Genomic DNA, 16518 nt, shown 5'->3' with positions numbered 1-16518 from the left:
TAATTAACTAATTTAATATTATTTTTAAAAATGCGTGTTACTCATTAAGAAAAATTAGGATATAAAGTCTTTGATGTCAATTATTTGTTTATCCAATTCTCTTAAATGAATTGTTATTTTTGTAACCAAATTAATTTATTAAAAAGAGATTTTTAGAATGTGCTTCCACACCGCTACAATATTAAAAACTAAAAAATTAGAAAAACACTTTGATGTAAAACTTAGTAATGATGAAATACGTCCAATTTTTGATAAGCCACAATACCATTTAAACGGATTTACCCACCCTAATATGTTGGTAATTCCACAACAAAAGCCAGAGGTATTGGCTCCTGGTGTTTGGGGGATTGTTCCTAACAATAAAACTCCAGACCAGATCAAAGTTTATTACAAGGAAGCGGTAAAATACGGAGGGGGGTTAAATGCTAGAGAAGAAAAGCTTTTTAGTCATTTTATTTATAAAGATACCATCCATGAACAACGCTGTATCATTCCGGTTACAGGTTTTTATGAGCCTCATGAGTTTGAGAAAAAGAAATATCCGTTTTTTATTCAAAGTGAGAATAAAGAGCCGCTTGCTTTAGCAGGAATATATACCATCATTGGCACCTATGTAACATTTTCAATCATAACAAAAGAAGCGTCTCCATTATTCGCAAAAATTCATAATCTTAAAAAGCGGCAGCCTTTAATTCTAGATATGGAACATTCTAAGGAATGGCTATCTTCAAATGTGTCAGATACTCAAATTAAAGAGTTAGTGAATTTTAACTATTCTGAAAATGAGCTACAAGCTTATACTGTAACTAAGGATCTATTCAGTCCAAAGGTAAATAGTAATGTTAGTTCGATAATAAAGGAGGTAAAATATAATGGAGTAGGAGTACACTAATAATACCCTTTCCCTGCAACACTATGTCTCACGCCACCTCTTGGGTTATCCATATCTCCCGTATAACGAGGAATAACATGACAATGAAAATGCATAACGGTTTGTCCTGCGACTTCACCACAATTCATGCCTATGTTGTAGCCATCAGGGGTATTATCGATTTCGATGATAGATTTGGCTTTATCAATTAAATTGGTAAGCTCGGATTTCTCTCCTTCACTCAATGTAAAATAGTCTAACTTTTCAATATTCGAAATAATTAAAATATGCCCTGGAGAAACAGGGTACTTATCGTAGATTAAAAAGAAATGTTCTCCTTTATAAATTTTAGATGCTTCTGGTAAGTTTGTAAATACGCTCATTAAAAATTTCCTATTAGTTCAATTTCAGGACTCCAGGTGACTATGGAGTTTGTTTTGGCAATATCGTATTGTTTTTGTAAAAAGGCTTTTCTTTTTTGTCTAGTATGTCCTGTTTGGTTTATAATGGTTTCTGCTAAAGGGTGCTTACTCGTTATATAAAATTCATTCCTGTTATATAGACGTTGTAAAAATCTCAATTCTGGAATTTTAGCACGTTTATCATTATTAACGCTTGGATCTGCCAAAACTAAATTCCAAACACCATTTATATTAGTGCCTTGTTCAGAATGACTAAGCTTATTTACGTGTGGTAAAAAGTGATCCACTTGACAAATAGAAGTATCACAGCTTTTAAGAGAGATATCCTGAAAACTGTAAAAACACTTCCCTTTTTGGTAACCGTTTAAAGCATCACGTACAGAAGTAATATCCTTACGTTTCATAAAACGATTTTCTTCAAAATAGAGTAACGAAGATATATCATCATATTTCACTTCAAGTATATTCGGATTGATCTTTAAATTCCATGCCGTTTCTACCAAGTTCCATCGGGCTTCCACTTCTTGATCAAAATTTCTAAAATGAAAGCTCTCCTTTAACTGTAATAACTCATCCTTAATTATAAGCCGTTTATTACCATCGGTATAATCCTTTTCGTAAAATACATTAGGTATTTGTCCGCCATTTATATTCTGAAAAGCATCAACCACATTTACAAAACCCAATTTTTCAGTATAATAAAGTAACCTGTCATGTTCTAATTCATTAGCGTTATACTGTCTGCAGTAATTTAAAAACTTGCTCGATTTGGAGTTACCTTGTTTGTCTGATACTAGCAAATGCTTAGCAATGTTCTCTGCAAATGGCCCAGATAATTCGCTTAAAGAAATAGAGGTCGTTTCTCTGTCTACTAACTCTAATAAGCTTTTAGCAAAACTAAATTTATAAGTCGCAGAGTTTTTTCCAAATAAGATTAAGGCACGCCATTGTGATTCTAAACTCGGGTCATTATTTTGGAAAGCTGTCATGTTATAAATATCGTTAATATTAATTATTTTTCAGAATAAGAATATCAAATAAATTAATTTGCCTAAATTATTAAAGGCACTTAAGTTTGGTTATTTCAAAATAGTAATTATTAAAATATATTCCATTCCTATGATCCAAAAATATCATCAGTTAGTTCGAAAAACCAAATTAGAATTAGAGAAGTTCGATAAAAAAAAGAACATCACTTGGGAAGAAAAAAGGAAGTTCAGAGGTACTTGTTTACCGATTTCAGTAGAACTTAAGCTAAGACCTCGTGCCTTTAACTTTATGAATGATTTAATACTTTGTTTAGAAAAGAATGGACATTATATTACATTTAAATACGATTGCTGTCATATTGAAATGTATGGACATCTAACGGAAATTAATTTAAGGCAAAAGTATTTTCGAAAACGGGTTAAGGATTCCACAGGCTATAGTAGTGAGACCTATGAGAAGAGTATGTTTTTAGAATTTCAAGTTGGTAGCCATGCCCGTAAAGGATGGCTAGAAAATGATTCTAAAAAATTAAAAGATTACTTAAATCCGATTTATAATTATATTGAAAAAGAGAGTTTGGAGTTTGCAGAATCAAGGAAGCGTAGGGAACTCGAGGAAGAGGAAAGACAAGTGCAATTAAAAATTGAAGAAGATTTAGCCAAACAAAAACAATTTGTAGAAAATAATTTAAATCAATTAATTGCTTCGGCCAATAATTACAAATTAGCAAATGATATACGAATTTACATAAACGCCTTAGTAGAGAAGGAGACCAATTTTGAAAACCAAAATGAATTTAAAAATTACTTAGATTGGGCAATTTCCAGGGCTGATGAAATAGATCCTACAATTGATTTTTCAGTACCGAAGTTTAAATAATTTCAATTTATATTATTTATATTGGTAAGAAAGATGTTCAATGAAAATTTTGTGTTGTTTTAATATATACAATAGCCACGCAAGTTAAACTCGTAAAATACTCCCTTAAAAAGACTACGGCATAAAGCCTCCACTAAGGCCATTGCTTATTTATTCCGTTTCCTTTTCAGCTGAGATTTTAGCTTCCGTTTAGATTAAGCGCATTATTGTTTAATCTGCCTGTCGTAAGATGGGCCTAAAATCAAAAGTTATGTATTTAAAGAATTTACAACAAGATGACATTTTTGTGCCATCGGAAATGACTGCTTTAGAAAGTCTGATCCAAATGCCTTCACGTAGAGGGCTAGAAAACGTTATCATTTCGAATGGTAAAGTTGTGAACGTCGTGTCCAACAGTTACGGACATATTCCAAATGAATTGTTCTTTAAGAAAGCAGAAACCATGCTTGAAGACGCCGATTTAAAATTTCACAAACGGAGTATTAATAGAAATGATAGATCGTTTATAACGGATTTCATCATTGAAGATACGAATCAGTTTAAAGTGAAAAATGATGATGATTTGATACTACCGATGTTGAGATTTAAAAACTCGTACGATGGTAGTGAGAAAACCTCAGGACATTTTGGCTTTTATAGAAAAGTATGTTCTAACGGTTTACACGTGTCGCAGGCTGAAATAGCATTTTCTATAAAACACAATCGAAATAATACAGAACTGATTATGCCGAGGTTAAACCGGCTGTTTGAGAAGTTTTTAGATAATGAGTTTTATACCATTATTCATAAGTTTAATAGTATGAAGGATATAAAAATCATCGATACAGAAGCTTTTGTGAAATCAGTTTTAGAACGTGATAAATTATTTAGATATGAGTGCAGTGATAAAAATGACAATCCGTCTAAGAAATCGCGGGAAGTCATCGAGGTTCTAAATTATGAAGCGATGTTACTTAACGAAGAACCTAATTTATGGTTAGGTTACAATGCTTTCAATGCCGTACTTCATAGAACACTTAAAAAGTCTTTTTCCCAACAAGAAAAATGGGACAAGACGCTTTTTAATACCATTTATGAAATGAGTTTATAAAATAATTAAGGTTTCTCCAGTACCTTAAACTGGAGATTTTTAGATCCTATTTATAAAATAAGGAATAACTCTATAAAAGATGTATAAAACATATGTTTCATATATCTTATATTTGGATGTATATAGTACATAAGTGCTATGTACTAACGTTGTGGGCAATTTAAGAACAGCCTACGGACATCAACCCTTCCAACTAAATTTCCACTTCCTGCAAAAAAAATGAAAAATATTTGCGTAGTTAAATAACTTCATATATATTTGTAGTCAAATAACTTCATAATGAAATTAAGAAGAGACATATTTCAAGCAATTTCAGACCCAACAAGACGAGCGATATTGGTATTGCTCACTTCTCAAGCAATGACAGCTGGAGCAATTGCTGAAAACTTTGATGCCGCAAGACCTACCATTTCAAAACATCTTCAAATTTTGAACGAATGTGACCTTGTAGAAACAAACCAACAAGGTCGAGAAATATACTACGAACTAAAAATTGAAAAAATGAAAGAAATCGATAAATGGTTGGAACATTTTAGAAAAATTTGGGAAAACCGTTTTGACCAACTAGACAATTTATTATCAACACTTAAAAACAAGAAAAATGAAAAATAATCTATTATTCGACTTTACAGTTGACAAAAAAACAAGTGCCGTTTTCGTAAACCGAGAATTTGATGCAGAACAACCAATGGTTTGGGATGCTTTTACAAAGCAGGAAATCCTTGACCAATGGTGGGCACCAGAACCGTGGAAATCAAGAACAAAGTATATGAACTTTGAGGAAGGTGGACGAAGATTTTACGCAATGGTCGGCCCCGAAGGCGAAGAACATTGGTCCATCCAAGACTTTACTTCAATTTCACCCAAGGACAATTTCCAATTCAAGGACGCTTTTGCGGATAAGGACGAAAACATTAATGAGCAAATGCCATCAGCCAAATGGAACTTGGACTTTAGCGAGGTTGATGGAATTACAACAGTAAAAATTTCCATAAAGCACGCAAAACTTGCTGACCTTGAAATGCACATTCAAATGGGCTTCAAAGAAGGCTTTACAGCTACATTAAACCATTTAGCAAAGTTATTATCATCTTCAAAATAATTACTATACAATGAGAAAATTATCACTTTTCATAGCAACAAGTTTGGACGGATATATTGCAAAACCCAATGACGACCTCAGTTTTTTAAATATTGTAGAAAAAGAAGGAGAAGATTATGGTTATAAGGAATTTACAGATACCGTTGATACCATTATCCTTGGAAGAAAAACTTATGACTATGTGCTAAAGGAAATTGGAGATTCTCACTATGACAATGGAGAAAGAGACGTCTACGTCATTACAAGAACTCCAAAACAAAAAGTGGGTAGAACAACTTTTTACACAGAAAATTTAACCGATTTGGTTAAACAATTAAAATCTCAGAAAGGACAGAATATTTATTGTGATGGTGGAGCGGAAATAATAAACGAACTTTTAAAAAGTGATTTAATAGATGAATTTATAATTTCTGTCATCCCTATTCTAGTTGGAAATGGTACAAGACTCTTCAAGGATGGAAGACCTGAACAAGAACTTAAATTTGTTGAGGCCAAAACGTATGATACAGGATTGGCTCAATTGCATTACAAACGAATATTAAAAAAATAAGACAATGAAAAAAGCTAAAATCATTTTTTGGACTGCTACAATTATTATAGCACTTTGGGAAGCCGTTATGCCAATGAGTACTTGGATTTTTGCACCGGAGTATATGACAATCGGAACGAAAGCTTTGGGCTATCCCGATTATTTCGCATACTCATTGGCTATTGCAAAAGTCCTTGGAGTTATTGCAATCATTTACCCAAAAACACCTGATAAGCTAAAAGAATGGGCATATTCAGGACTTTCATTTACACTTATTTTTGCGTTCATCAGTCACGCTTGTGTAGATAAGAACATTGGATATATGATAATGCCGTTGGCCTTCTTATGCATACTTGCACTCTCCTACTATTATAAAAACAAAATTCAAACAATAAAACACAAATCAGATTAAAATGGCAAAACAAATTTTTATCAACCTAGCGGTAAAAGACGTGAACAAATCAATGGATTTTTACACTGCATTAGGATTTACAAACAATCCTCAATTTTCAGACGACAACACGAAATGTATGGTATGGAGCGATACTATTTACGTAATGCTAATGGCTAAAGAAAAATTTTCAACTTTTGCGACTAAACCTATTGCAGATACAAAAGAGAATATAGCAGGTCTTTATTCTTTATCTACCGATAGTGTGGATGAAATGAACGAAATCTTGGAAAATGGATTAAGGGCAGGCGGAAATGAACCAAACGAATTAAGGGATTACGATTTTATGCAACAACGAACAATCGAAGATTTAGATGGACACACTTGGGAAATGTTCTATATGGATATGTCAAAAATGCCAACGGAATAAAAACTGCCCACAACAAAGTACTGTGGTAAAAAACAAGTAAAAAAGCATTAACTTTTCACTAAAGTACTTCTATAAGAATCATCATATATTAAACCAGATTTTGCGATAGCAAAAGCCTGTTTTAGAAGCTTATTACACACAGCTATTAAAGCTAGTTTTTTACTCTTCCCTTTTGCTACAATTCGTTCATAAATATCTCTGCATGCTTTGTTGTATTTACAGGCATTAAAACTGCACATAAATAATAAATTACGAAGCTTTTGATTTCCTATTTTACTTATTCTACTACGTCCATTTACACTGCTACCACTCTTTCTAACTACAGGAGTTAATCCAGCATAACTGCAGAGTTCACTACCGCTTGTAAAACGCTCAAAACCATCTGTAAGAACCACAAGCATCAATGCCGTTTTGTTTCCAATTCCTGGTATACTTTTTAAGCGAGTTAATACATCCTGGTGGACTTCTTTAACTAATACCATCAGTTTATCTTCTAAAGTTTTGATTTCTTTTAAAACGTGTTTTAAGCTTCGTTTAATAGAACTTACAACTGCTTTGCTAGGATTTCCTAAAACGGCTTCACCATGTATTTTATTCTTCAGCATAGTGCTCTGTTTTGTATACACAGAAAGGAGTCTGGTCATTTGAAGACATTCTGTTTGATGTTTGGATTGACCTTCCCAGGGCTTTAAATCTACTTGTTTTGCATATTCACAAATAAGTTTAGAATCACTCTTATCGGTCTTGATCTTAGACAACTTCATCTGGATAAAGCGTTTAACAGCTAAAGGGTTTTCTACTGATACTTTTATCCCTAATTCTAGTAAATAATAGGCCAATTGATAGTGGTAGTATCCCGTGGCTTCCATAACACAATGACTATCCAAATCTAAGAGTTTTGTGAATTTTTTAAAGCCAGAAATTGTGTTTTTAAATTGGTAGTAATTGCCATCTGAATCTGTCACATCAAAAACTAAATGGCTAATATCAATTCCAAAATATTTAATATCTTTATTCATAAGAAAATGATTTTTGAAAGGACGACTACGCGAGTTTCAACGACTTAAAATCGAGGTCTAAAAGCCTCATAGAACTGTACGAAATCTGTGTAGTAAAAGAGAGGGGATTTTCAATGTTGACGAGATCTGTAGTCTCTCCGTATATAATAACCTTATTCCTCTCTTTTGTTCTTTCTAATTTATAGGTATTAATTTAGTGTTTTTATTAAAATGCTAACTTAAGACGTGTATAAGCAATAGCGGTTTAGGTGCTAACCTGAACCGTTTTTGCATAAATTAAACTATATTGTTATCCGAAAAGTAGTTGTTTAAAATCCGCTACTGCTCATACACAAAACCGTTAGCAAAAATTTAAAATCAACCTACTTACTTAATGAATAAAGCTTTTTCAACCGAAGAAAATATATTATTTAGCTTTTTAAATACTGTATACCCACTGACAGAATTGGAATTTAGGCCAATAGCTGAAATTTTAAAAAAGAAAAAATACAAAAAGGGAGAAATTATTTTAAATATTAGCCAAACTGAAACAAAAACTAGTTTAGTAATTAAAGGCTTTATTCATCAATACGTAATAATTGAAGGAGAATTGTTTACTATTGATTTTTCACTTTCAGGTATGAGTTTTAACAATTTTACTAGCTATATGGAAAACTCGCCTTCAAATCAAATACAAGAGGCAATTACCGATGCAGAAGTTCTATATTTTCAAAAAAAAGATATTGAAAAATTACTATTGGAAAGCCAGCCTTTTTGTTATATCTACACTAAACTATTTGAACAAGTACATCTAGAGCGTGAAAAAAGGTCTTTACTCTTACAACACAAAGATGCCAGTAAAAAGTATGAATTATTTCTAAAAACAATTGAAAAATCTAAAATCTTCATAGAAGAAATACCTCAAAAGTTAATTGCAAATTACTTGGGCATGTCACCGGAAACTTATAGTAGAGTAAAAAAAGAATATCTTAAAAAATAAAATCATTTATTGATTTGAAATAAGTTTTATAGCTTAAAGCTGTTGCATCTTTGTGACAAATTATAACTTATGAAACCTATTTATCTTTTACTTCTACCTCTACTTTTAAGTTGTTCAAATGATGAGAGTTTAGACATCATTGGAGCTACCGAAGAATTTATAATACAATCAAATATTATTAACGATAGCTATCCTATTTATGTTTATCTACCAGAAATTTATTCCAATGATTCTTCAAATCAACTGATAATTGGATTAGATGGCGATACCAGATTCAATACCATAGCAAATTTAATTTCCGATAAAACTCAGAGCGGAAGTATGCCTCCTTCTATTTTAATATCTATTGGAAACAATAAAAATAGAAATCGAGATTATACCCCAACATCTTATGAACACGGTACAGGAGGTGCTGCTAACTTTTATCAATTCATTAAAGAAGAACTAATACCTGAACTTGAATCAAGGTATAATATAGAGCCATCAAATAATAAAACACTAATTGGACATTCTTTTGGTGGGTTATTCACACAGTATGTTATGGCACAAAACAGGCAAGATAACCCATTCGATAAATTTATTGCAAGTGGCACATCATATTGGTACGATTCGGGTGTAATATTTGAATATGAACAGAATTATGCAAATGAAAACATTGACTTAGACGTAACATTTTATAATGGAATGGGGACCTTAGAAGGAGGAGTTATGCTCGCGTCTTTTGAGGAAATGAATGAACGTGTAGACAACAGAAACTATCAAAATTTTAAACATAAAAATGAATTAATAAAAAAGAGCGGACATGCAGATTCTGCAAATACAATATTTAAAAAAGGATTAGATTATGTATTCAGCAATTAGAATAATTACAATTATAGGTTTGTTATCTATGAGTAACACCCTATATGCTCAAAAAACTAATAACAGCTCGTTAGAAGTAGGTGTATTGGGAGCGGGCGATGAATCATTATATTACGGCGGCTACGGCAAATTTATCGTACCGCTGTCTAATAGAACAAGTCATTTCACGATTTCTTTTACTCTAACGGCCTATTTCGATTTTAAAGGAGAATCAGAACCAGATGCTTATTTAGCAGATGATATTGATATGCGAATAATACCTACTGTTAACTTTGGGTATTCGTTAAATTTTAATAAAGTACAATTAAACTTTGAAGTACCAGTTGGTTTAAGTTATGCCCATACAAAAGGCACTTTGATTAATGAAAGAATAGGTTTCGAACGAGATTATTCCAACAATGAAGTTTTCTTTAATTACGGTTTTTCCTTCTCACCAAAATACAAGATTAACAATTCTAATAGTATTGGAATTACTACATTTCTACCTTTAATTAAGGACAAAGCTCAATCTGGATATCAAATTGGAATTGGGTGGACAAAAACTTTTGCTAACAATGTATATAAAAAATAGGGCGATTATTGCCTGACCAATGGCTTGTGCATATTTACAGGGTCGCCATATATTTAATTTGTATTTTAGCTACACAATAAAAGTTAAATATATGGCTTCTTGCTTTACTGAAAGTTAGTGCTTATCAACTGCCCTACTTTTCATATACGAGTCCGTTAGCTGTAATTAACACTCAAACCCAAGGAACAAACACCAAAAAATATGTTTGAAGAAGAATTTAAAAAGCACATCTCAAAATTTTCAACATCACCATTCTTATTTATTGGTTCGGGATTTTCTAGAAGATATTTAGGACTACCGACTTGGGAATTATTACTAATGGAAATTTGTAAAGAACTTGGACTAATAAAACCTTATAATTTCTATAAATCTAATGCAGACTCAAAACTACCTAAAGTTGCATCAATAATAGGAGAAGATTTTAATGAACTATGGTGGAGTGGAGAAAAGTTTGAGGAAAGCCGTAAAGAATTTTCTGCAATCGCTGAAACAAAATATTCCCCGCTAAAATTTGAAGTTGCAAAAAAGATACAAACACAAAACCAATTAATTAAAGATGATATAATTGACAAAGAATTAAAACTTCTTAAAAAGATAAATATAGATGGAGCAATAACGACAAATTGGGACGAGCTTTTAGAAAATATTTTTCCTGAATTCAATAAGTTTGTTGGTCAAGAAGAATTAATATTTTCAGAATTATATTCAATAGGAGAAATATACAAAATTCACGGTTGCTCTTCAAAACCTAATTCGCTAATTCTAACAGAGGAAGATTACCATAATTACGAGGATAGAAATGCATATTTAGCAGCTAAACTATTAACTATATTTATTGAAAATCCAATAATTTTCATCGGATATAGTTTAGATGACAAAAACATTCAGTCTATTTTAAAATCTATAATTAAATGTCTAACTAAAGAAAAAATTGACAAATTAAAAGATAGACTAATTTTCTGCCAATGGAGTCCAGAGCCAATTCAAACGAGCATTATCGATAGCACTTTATTAATTTCTGACACAGTTATACCAATCAAATTAATCAGAACTAATAATTTTATAGAAATCTTCACAGTCTTAGCTAATAATAAAAGAAAATTGCCCATTAAAATTCTTAGGCAAATGAAAGGTATGGTTTATGACTTTGTTAAATCTAATAATTCTAAATCCAAAATATACGTTACAGACAATTTGGAAAATATAGAAAATATTCATAATGCTGAATTTGTATATGGCGTAGGTCTTAAAGACAAGTTTTCAGAGGTTGGTATTAAAGGTATTGAACTTAAAGATGTTCTCTTAGACGCTATTGAGTGTAGGAATTGGGAATCTGATAAAATATCCGAATTGTGTTTACCTTATCTAAATGCAAAATACATCCCGTATTTTAAACATTTAAGAAGTGCTAGTTATTTAAATGATAACAATGAAATTGATGAAGACAACGAAATAGTTGAGTTTTCACCAGAATTTATAAAAAAGGTAAACGAAGTTAAACCAGAAAGTTTTTATCCGTCTGCTAACTACATAAGAAAAACAAAAGAAATTAATGATAAATATTCATCTTTTACTGAGTTAAAGTCTGCGAATAATCAGCTACACATCTTACTATATACACCATTATTATCCTGCGATAAGATAAATTTAGATGAACTTCTAAATTATTTAATTGATAATAAAAAGCTTCTTGATGATAGTAAATATGGAACTCATTTTAGAAAGTTAATTTGTCTCTACGATTATCTGAAGTATAAAGAATAACTAAAGCTAATACCGTATATAATCCATTGCTAGTACTCGCCTACTTCTAAAAATCCTCGCGGATTTTCAGTTTGGTGTGTACTTTCCAAGTTAAGTGCTAAATCACGCAACTACTCGAGCCGAGACCGTTAGCGGTAATGCAAAAAACCAAAAAACAGAATGAAAGAAGAACACTTTTTAAAAAATATATTCTCTTCAAACGACTTTAAAGAGAATGAACTTGAGCTGATTTTACCCAAATTCAGACAAGTAAGTTTTTCCAAAAATGATTATCTACTTCAAGAAGGGATAACCGAAAATCATTATTGGTTTTTAGAAAGTGGTTTTGTACGCTCTTTTGTCAACGACTTAAATGGAAACGAGATTACCACGAATTTTTACGGTCAAGGCGACATCGTTATCGATTGGTCATCATTTTTTCTACGAAATCCGACCCGTGAAAATATTCAAGCACTGACTGATTGCGTTTGTTGGCAACTCGATTTTGAAACGTTCCAACAACTTTTTCATAGTATAGAAGCATTTAGAGAACAAGGTCGCAGACGATTGGTCAGTTCCTATTTTGCATTGAAAAATCAAAGTGTATCGTTGATTGCAGACGAAGCAAAAGAGCGGTATTCAAGACTAATAAAGGATAAACCGCACATCGTTCAAAATGTTTCGTTGCAACACATCGCTACTTATTTAGGCATCACAAAATATTCTTTGAGTCGCATTCGCAAAGAAATTTCTCTATAAGTTCCGTTTTTGCCATAGGGCAACTATTTTAAATAAAACAACCGATACTTTTGTTTTCATAATCTAAAAAATAAAGAATTATGGAAACTTTAAAAGAATTTATGTTGCTTTTCAGAATGTCACCAAGCAACGAACAACCGACTGTCGAACAAATGGCAACGATGCAAAACCAATGGAAAAACTACATTGGAAGTATAGCATCACAAGCAAAACTGGTAAATACTTCACGATTGGGATTTAAAGGAAGTTGTATCAATCCAAAAGGGCAGATTTCCAACAATATTTACATTTCAGACAACCAAACATTGAGCGGTAATATGGTCGTAAAAGCCATAAGTTTACAGGAAGCCGAAAATTTGGCTAAAAACTGTCCTGTTCTTGCAATGGGCGGTTCCGTTGAAGTTCGACCTTTAATACCTATGGAATTCTAAAATCAGACTTATGGAAACGATATTCAATCAAAAAACAATCAACTTATTGACAGACCGAATCAATCAATTGAAAACAACCGACAATGCTCAATGGGGGGAAATGAATGCTTACCAAATGCTGAAACATTGTACGTTGAGCGAGGAAATGTTTCAAGGAAAAAAGCAATACAAACGCTTAATTATGGGTAAGTTATTCGGCAAAATGGCATTGAACGGAATCTTGAAAAACGATAATCCAATGAAGAAAAACCAGCCTACACATCCAGAATTTAAAATAAAAGGAACTGGAAATTTTGAAATAGAAAAGGCCAAATGGATTGACTTGCTTAATAGCTACAGTGATTTCTTTAACTCAAATTTTGTGCATCCGTTCTTCGGAAAAATGTCAAAGGACGAAATCGGTAAATATGTTTTCAAGCATACAGACCATCATTTAAGACAGTTCGGAAGGTAATTTTTGCTATGCTGAAAGTCATATTTTTACTAATGGTTTTTTTGTCTTTGCTCTTTCTTTATTACGGAACAGGAAAAAATAAAAGGTTAATTTTGCTCCTTACAGTTTGGCAAGTTTTGATTGGTGCTTTGGCATTTTATCAAATATTTATAGAAAATCCGAAACTATTTCCGATTGTCATTTTCGGTACAGTTTTATTGACTATTTTCGGACTAAATCGGATTGATGCCTCAAAACTAAAGCCAAATTTTCTGTTAGGAATACACATTTTAAGAATCTCTGTTGAATTGGTTTTGTATCAACTTTATCTTCAAGAAAAAATCCCGCAACTAATGACGTTTTACGGTTGGAATTTTGACATTGTATTAGGAATTTCTGCATTGATAATTTTGGTTTATCAGCTAATTTTAAAAAGAAAAATCAATCGAACACTTTTTATTATTTGGAATAGTATCGGAATTGTATTTTTACTGGTTATAGTGTCCTTGGCTATTTTATCTTCGCCTTCGCTAATTCAACAATTTGCATTTGACCAACCAAATATTGCCGTATTGGAATTTCCATATTGCTTTTTACCCACTTGCGTTGTACCGATTGTATTGATGTCAAACATTTTACTAATCGAAAAAAGCACTACCGCTAATAATGTTAATGAGCAATAGCGGGTTAAGTGCTAAACTCAAAGTTTCCGCTTCCTTTATCGCTACTGCAAATTCATTTGCTTTTCGTAAATTAGTAAATAATATTTTGCAATAGCTTCTTGCATTAGTGCTTAACCGAAAGTTTTGGTTTCCAAAGTCGGCTACTGCTCGTACACATATAGGCAAAACGATATTAATTAAAAAATTGAAATTATGTTAGGAATTTGGCTTTCAAAAAAGGGAAAAACAAAAACATTGCAAACATTACTAATTGCCTCTTTATTACTAATTGGAATAGGAATGGCTTTACTAATGTAAACTTAGGAAATAATAAAGTGAGATAGTTTCAGGTTGATTTGGTTTAGCCTCGTGGCTGTATTTTTCATTTGGAAATGGACAAATTATTAACCACGGAAGTAAGTTGCCCAAAAACACCAATTTAATAAAACCAAAGGATGGAAATCACTCTTAATTTGGCTAATTAGAAAAAAAATCAACCACTATGAATCAGCCTAAATACAAAATATAATTCTCATTAATGAAGAAAAAGTTAAAAGAGCATATAGAAAAAATTATACCTCTTACAGAAGATGAGTTTTTAATAATATCATCATATTTCGTGTTCGAAAAGTATCAAAAAAATGAGTTTCTCATTAAGCAAGGAAAATCTGCCGATCACTGTTATTTTGTTGTTACCGGACTTTTAAAATTGTTTTATGACGATAAAGATGGCAAACAGCATATTATCTCATTTGCAATGGAAGACTGGTGGGAGAGTGATTTTGCAGCCTATTTTTCAAAAACAAAAGCGAATATGTCATTACAGTGTATCGAAGATATTTCTGTATTCTCTTTAAGCCTTGAAAGTTACCATAAGTTATGCACTAAAATACCCAAAATGGAACGTTTCTTCCTTCAAAAATCTATTTCAGGACAAATCGCTTCACAAAATAGGATTTTATCTTTTCTAACTTCAAATGCTAAAGAACGTTATGAGCAATTACTAAAACAATATCCACTATTATTTCAACGTGTTCCAAAAACGCTTTTAGCGTCTTATTTAGGTGTTTCACGAGAGACACTGAGTAGGCTCTCTTCTTAATATTTTGACGATTTTATAATTGTGATGTTTGTCACACTCAAGCAATGCTAGTATTTACATATTTGTATCTAAACAATAAGTTCAATTTTAACACTAGCACAAACTAAAATGGAAAAACGAACAATCAACCCATGGACATGGCAAAATGAAAGAAGTTACGCACAAGCAATTGAAGTAACGAATGCTGAAGGAACTTTATATGTTTCTGGACAAACAGCGATTAATGCTGAAGGAATATCAAGTACCGGAAATATGAAAACTCAACTAATTGAAGCTATAAATAATTTGGAAAAAGTAATTATTGCCTCAGGATATGAATGTAAAAATATTGTTAGATTAAATATTTATACTACTTCAACGGAAGAGCTTTTTTCTTGTTTTGATGTTTTCCAAAATTGGGTGGTTAAACACAACATAAAACAAGCAAGTACTGTATTAGAAGTAAAGAGTCTATATGAAACCTTAAAAGTTGAATTAGAAGTTACCGTTGTAAAATAGTTAAGGAAAATTAAAGTGTTTAAAATAAAAAATAGCAAATTAATTTTATATTTTTCATTTGCCATTCATAATCAATAAGCTGTAATATCGTTAGACTTATTTAACAATCATTCGGTAACTAACAAATTACTTGTATCTTTGTTTTATGAGACCACAAAAAGTAAACGACGACGAGTTAATAATTTCCTTATCAAAAATTTTTAGGACACAAGGGTATGAAGGCACAAGTCTCAATGATTTATCTAATATAACGGGCTTAAAAAAAGCAAGTCTTTATCATAGATTTCCCAGTGGTAAAAAGGAAATGGCCGAATCTGTACTTATTAATATTGAAAAATGGGTGGCAGATAACATATTCAACGTACTTAATAAGGAAGGAGATCCTGCTGAGGATAGATTAAAAAATGCACTGTTACAAATAGGGGAACTCTATAATGGTGGGCTAGACTCTTGCTTATTTAAAGTTTTATCTACGCAAAATGGAATGGATTTATTCGGTCAAAGTATTACTAATGGTATGAATGAATGGCTAAAGGCATTTAAGCATTTTGGCTTATCAATTAATTTATCTGAACACTTAGCAGAAGAAAAGGCTATGCAAACATTGATTGATATACAAGGTAGTCTTTTGGTAAGTAAAGGTTTGCAAGATACTACCGTTTTTGAAAACACATTAAAAAAAATAAAAGATAGATATCACTAAAAAAATTTCCCTTAATAATAAACCGAATGTTCGGTAAAATATAAAGACTACCA

Annotated in this window: 22 protein-coding genes; 19 read left to right on the top strand and 3 right to left on the bottom strand. The window is 31.7% G+C overall.

What is annotated here, in order from left to right:
• Positions 1 to 157 precede the first annotated feature (157 nt).
• Positions 158 to 892 carry an SOS response-associated peptidase gene (locus tag BN863_RS12905; protein ID WP_038531289.1) on the top strand — a complete coding sequence of 245 codons (735 nt, stop codon included), beginning with the start codon at positions 158 to 160 and terminating at the stop codon, positions 890 to 892.
• Here the strand turns inward: BN863_RS12905 and BN863_RS12900 are convergent.
• Positions 889 to 1254: an HIT family protein gene (locus BN863_RS12900; RefSeq protein WP_038531286.1), complete on the bottom strand. Its 366-nt coding sequence runs from the start codon at positions 1252 to 1254 to the stop codon at positions 889 to 891. The genes BN863_RS12905 and BN863_RS12900 overlap by 4 nt on opposite strands.
• Positions 1254 to 2282, bottom strand: coding sequence for an HNH endonuclease family protein (locus BN863_RS12895; protein ID WP_038531284.1), 1029 nt, complete (start codon positions 2280 to 2282; stop codon positions 1254 to 1256). The genes BN863_RS12900 and BN863_RS12895 overlap by 1 nt, the downstream gene beginning before the upstream one ends.
• A gap of 58 nt (positions 2283 to 2340) precedes the next feature.
• Here BN863_RS12895 and BN863_RS12890 point away from each other — a divergent pair, with 58 nt between their 5' ends.
• From BN863_RS12890 to BN863_RS12860, 7 genes are all read left to right on the top strand, one after another.
• The gene (locus BN863_RS12890; protein ID WP_038531281.1) at positions 2341 to 3162 is read left to right on the top strand and encodes a hypothetical protein; all 822 of its coding nucleotides are present in this window, start codon (positions 2341 to 2343) and stop codon (positions 3160 to 3162) included.
• A 250-nt stretch (positions 3163 to 3412) separates the two neighbouring features.
• Positions 3413 to 4252, top strand: a complete 840-nt coding sequence (locus tag BN863_RS12885) for a DUF932 domain-containing protein (protein ID WP_038533605.1) — start codon at positions 3413 to 3415, stop codon at positions 4250 to 4252.
• Between the two features lie 279 nt (positions 4253 to 4531).
• Positions 4532 to 4864 carry a metalloregulator ArsR/SmtB family transcription factor gene (locus BN863_RS12880; RefSeq protein ID WP_038531278.1) on the top strand — a complete coding sequence of 111 codons (333 nt, stop codon included), beginning with the start codon at positions 4532 to 4534 and terminating at the stop codon, positions 4862 to 4864.
• Entirely contained in the window at positions 4854 to 5354 is a 501-nt protein-coding gene (locus tag BN863_RS12875; RefSeq protein WP_038531276.1) for an SRPBCC family protein, read from the top strand. Before BN863_RS12880 ends, BN863_RS12875 begins: the two co-directional genes overlap by 11 nt.
• Positions 5355 to 5364: 10 nt before the next feature.
• Positions 5365 to 5904: a dihydrofolate reductase family protein gene (locus BN863_RS12870; RefSeq protein WP_038531273.1), complete on the top strand. Its 540-nt coding sequence runs from the start codon at positions 5365 to 5367 to the stop codon at positions 5902 to 5904.
• Positions 5905 to 5908: 4 nt separating this feature from the next.
• The gene (locus BN863_RS12865; protein ID WP_038531270.1) at positions 5909 to 6295 is read left to right on the top strand and encodes a DoxX family protein; all 387 of its coding nucleotides are present in this window, start codon (positions 5909 to 5911) and stop codon (positions 6293 to 6295) included.
• Position 6296: 1 nt separating this feature from the next.
• Positions 6297 to 6704: a VOC family protein gene (locus BN863_RS12860; RefSeq protein WP_038531267.1), complete on the top strand. Its 408-nt coding sequence runs from the start codon at positions 6297 to 6299 to the stop codon at positions 6702 to 6704.
• A 47-nt stretch (positions 6705 to 6751) separates the two neighbouring features.
• Here BN863_RS12860 and BN863_RS12855 read toward each other — a convergent pair whose 3' ends face one another.
• Complete coding sequence (locus BN863_RS12855; protein WP_038531264.1) at positions 6752 to 7723, bottom strand: IS110 family RNA-guided transposase; 972 nt, start codon at positions 7721 to 7723, stop codon at positions 6752 to 6754.
• A gap of 373 nt (positions 7724 to 8096) precedes the next feature.
• Here BN863_RS12855 and BN863_RS12850 point away from each other — a divergent pair, with 373 nt between their 5' ends.
• The 11 genes from BN863_RS12850 (at position 8097) to BN863_RS12800 (ending at position 16465) form a co-directional block, all read left to right on the top strand.
• Positions 8097 to 8702, top strand: a complete 606-nt coding sequence (locus BN863_RS12850) for a Crp/Fnr family transcriptional regulator (protein WP_038531262.1) — start codon at positions 8097 to 8099, stop codon at positions 8700 to 8702.
• Between the two features lie 69 nt (positions 8703 to 8771).
• Positions 8772 to 9563 carry an alpha/beta hydrolase gene (locus BN863_RS12845; protein WP_038531259.1) on the top strand — a complete coding sequence of 264 codons (792 nt, stop codon included), beginning with the start codon at positions 8772 to 8774 and terminating at the stop codon, positions 9561 to 9563.
• A complete protein-coding gene (locus tag BN863_RS12840) occupies positions 9547 to 10134 on the top strand; it encodes a hypothetical protein (RefSeq protein ID WP_038531256.1) in 588 nt (195 codons plus the stop codon). The genes BN863_RS12845 and BN863_RS12840 overlap by 17 nt, the downstream gene beginning before the upstream one ends.
• Positions 10135 to 10335: 201 nt before the next feature.
• Positions 10336 to 11898: an SIR2 family protein gene (locus BN863_RS12835; RefSeq protein WP_051774785.1), complete on the top strand. Its 1563-nt coding sequence runs from the start codon at positions 10336 to 10338 to the stop codon at positions 11896 to 11898.
• A 159-nt stretch (positions 11899 to 12057) separates the two neighbouring features.
• Entirely contained in the window at positions 12058 to 12636 is a 579-nt protein-coding gene (locus BN863_RS12830) for a Crp/Fnr family transcriptional regulator (RefSeq protein ID WP_038531253.1), read from the top strand.
• An 80-nt stretch (positions 12637 to 12716) separates the two neighbouring features.
• The gene (locus tag BN863_RS12825; protein ID WP_038531251.1) at positions 12717 to 13067 is read left to right on the top strand and encodes a YciI family protein; all 351 of its coding nucleotides are present in this window, start codon (positions 12717 to 12719) and stop codon (positions 13065 to 13067) included.
• A 10-nt stretch (positions 13068 to 13077) separates the two neighbouring features.
• Positions 13078 to 13521, top strand: coding sequence for a DUF1569 domain-containing protein (locus BN863_RS12820; RefSeq protein WP_038531248.1), 444 nt, complete (start codon positions 13078 to 13080; stop codon positions 13519 to 13521).
• Positions 13522 to 13529: 8 nt separating this feature from the next.
• Entirely contained in the window at positions 13530 to 14183 is a 654-nt protein-coding gene (locus BN863_RS12815; protein WP_051774783.1) for a hypothetical protein, read from the top strand.
• 517 nt (positions 14184 to 14700) lie between these two features.
• Positions 14701 to 15264, top strand: a complete 564-nt coding sequence (locus BN863_RS12810) for a Crp/Fnr family transcriptional regulator (protein WP_038531245.1) — start codon at positions 14701 to 14703, stop codon at positions 15262 to 15264.
• A gap of 108 nt (positions 15265 to 15372) precedes the next feature.
• Complete coding sequence (locus BN863_RS12805; RefSeq protein ID WP_038531242.1) at positions 15373 to 15762, top strand: RidA family protein; 390 nt, start codon at positions 15373 to 15375, stop codon at positions 15760 to 15762.
• Between the two features lie 145 nt (positions 15763 to 15907).
• Entirely contained in the window at positions 15908 to 16465 is a 558-nt protein-coding gene (locus BN863_RS12800) for a TetR/AcrR family transcriptional regulator (protein ID WP_038531239.1), read from the top strand.
• The last annotated feature ends 53 nt before the right edge of the window (positions 16466 to 16518 follow it).

Source organism: Formosa agariphila KMM 3901 (assembly GCF_000723205.1).
GTDB classification, from domain to species: domain Bacteria; phylum Bacteroidota; class Bacteroidia; order Flavobacteriales; family Flavobacteriaceae; genus Formosa; species Formosa agariphila.
Note: the sequence above shows the minus strand (reverse complement) of the source record. Positions and strands in the feature narration are given on the sequence as shown.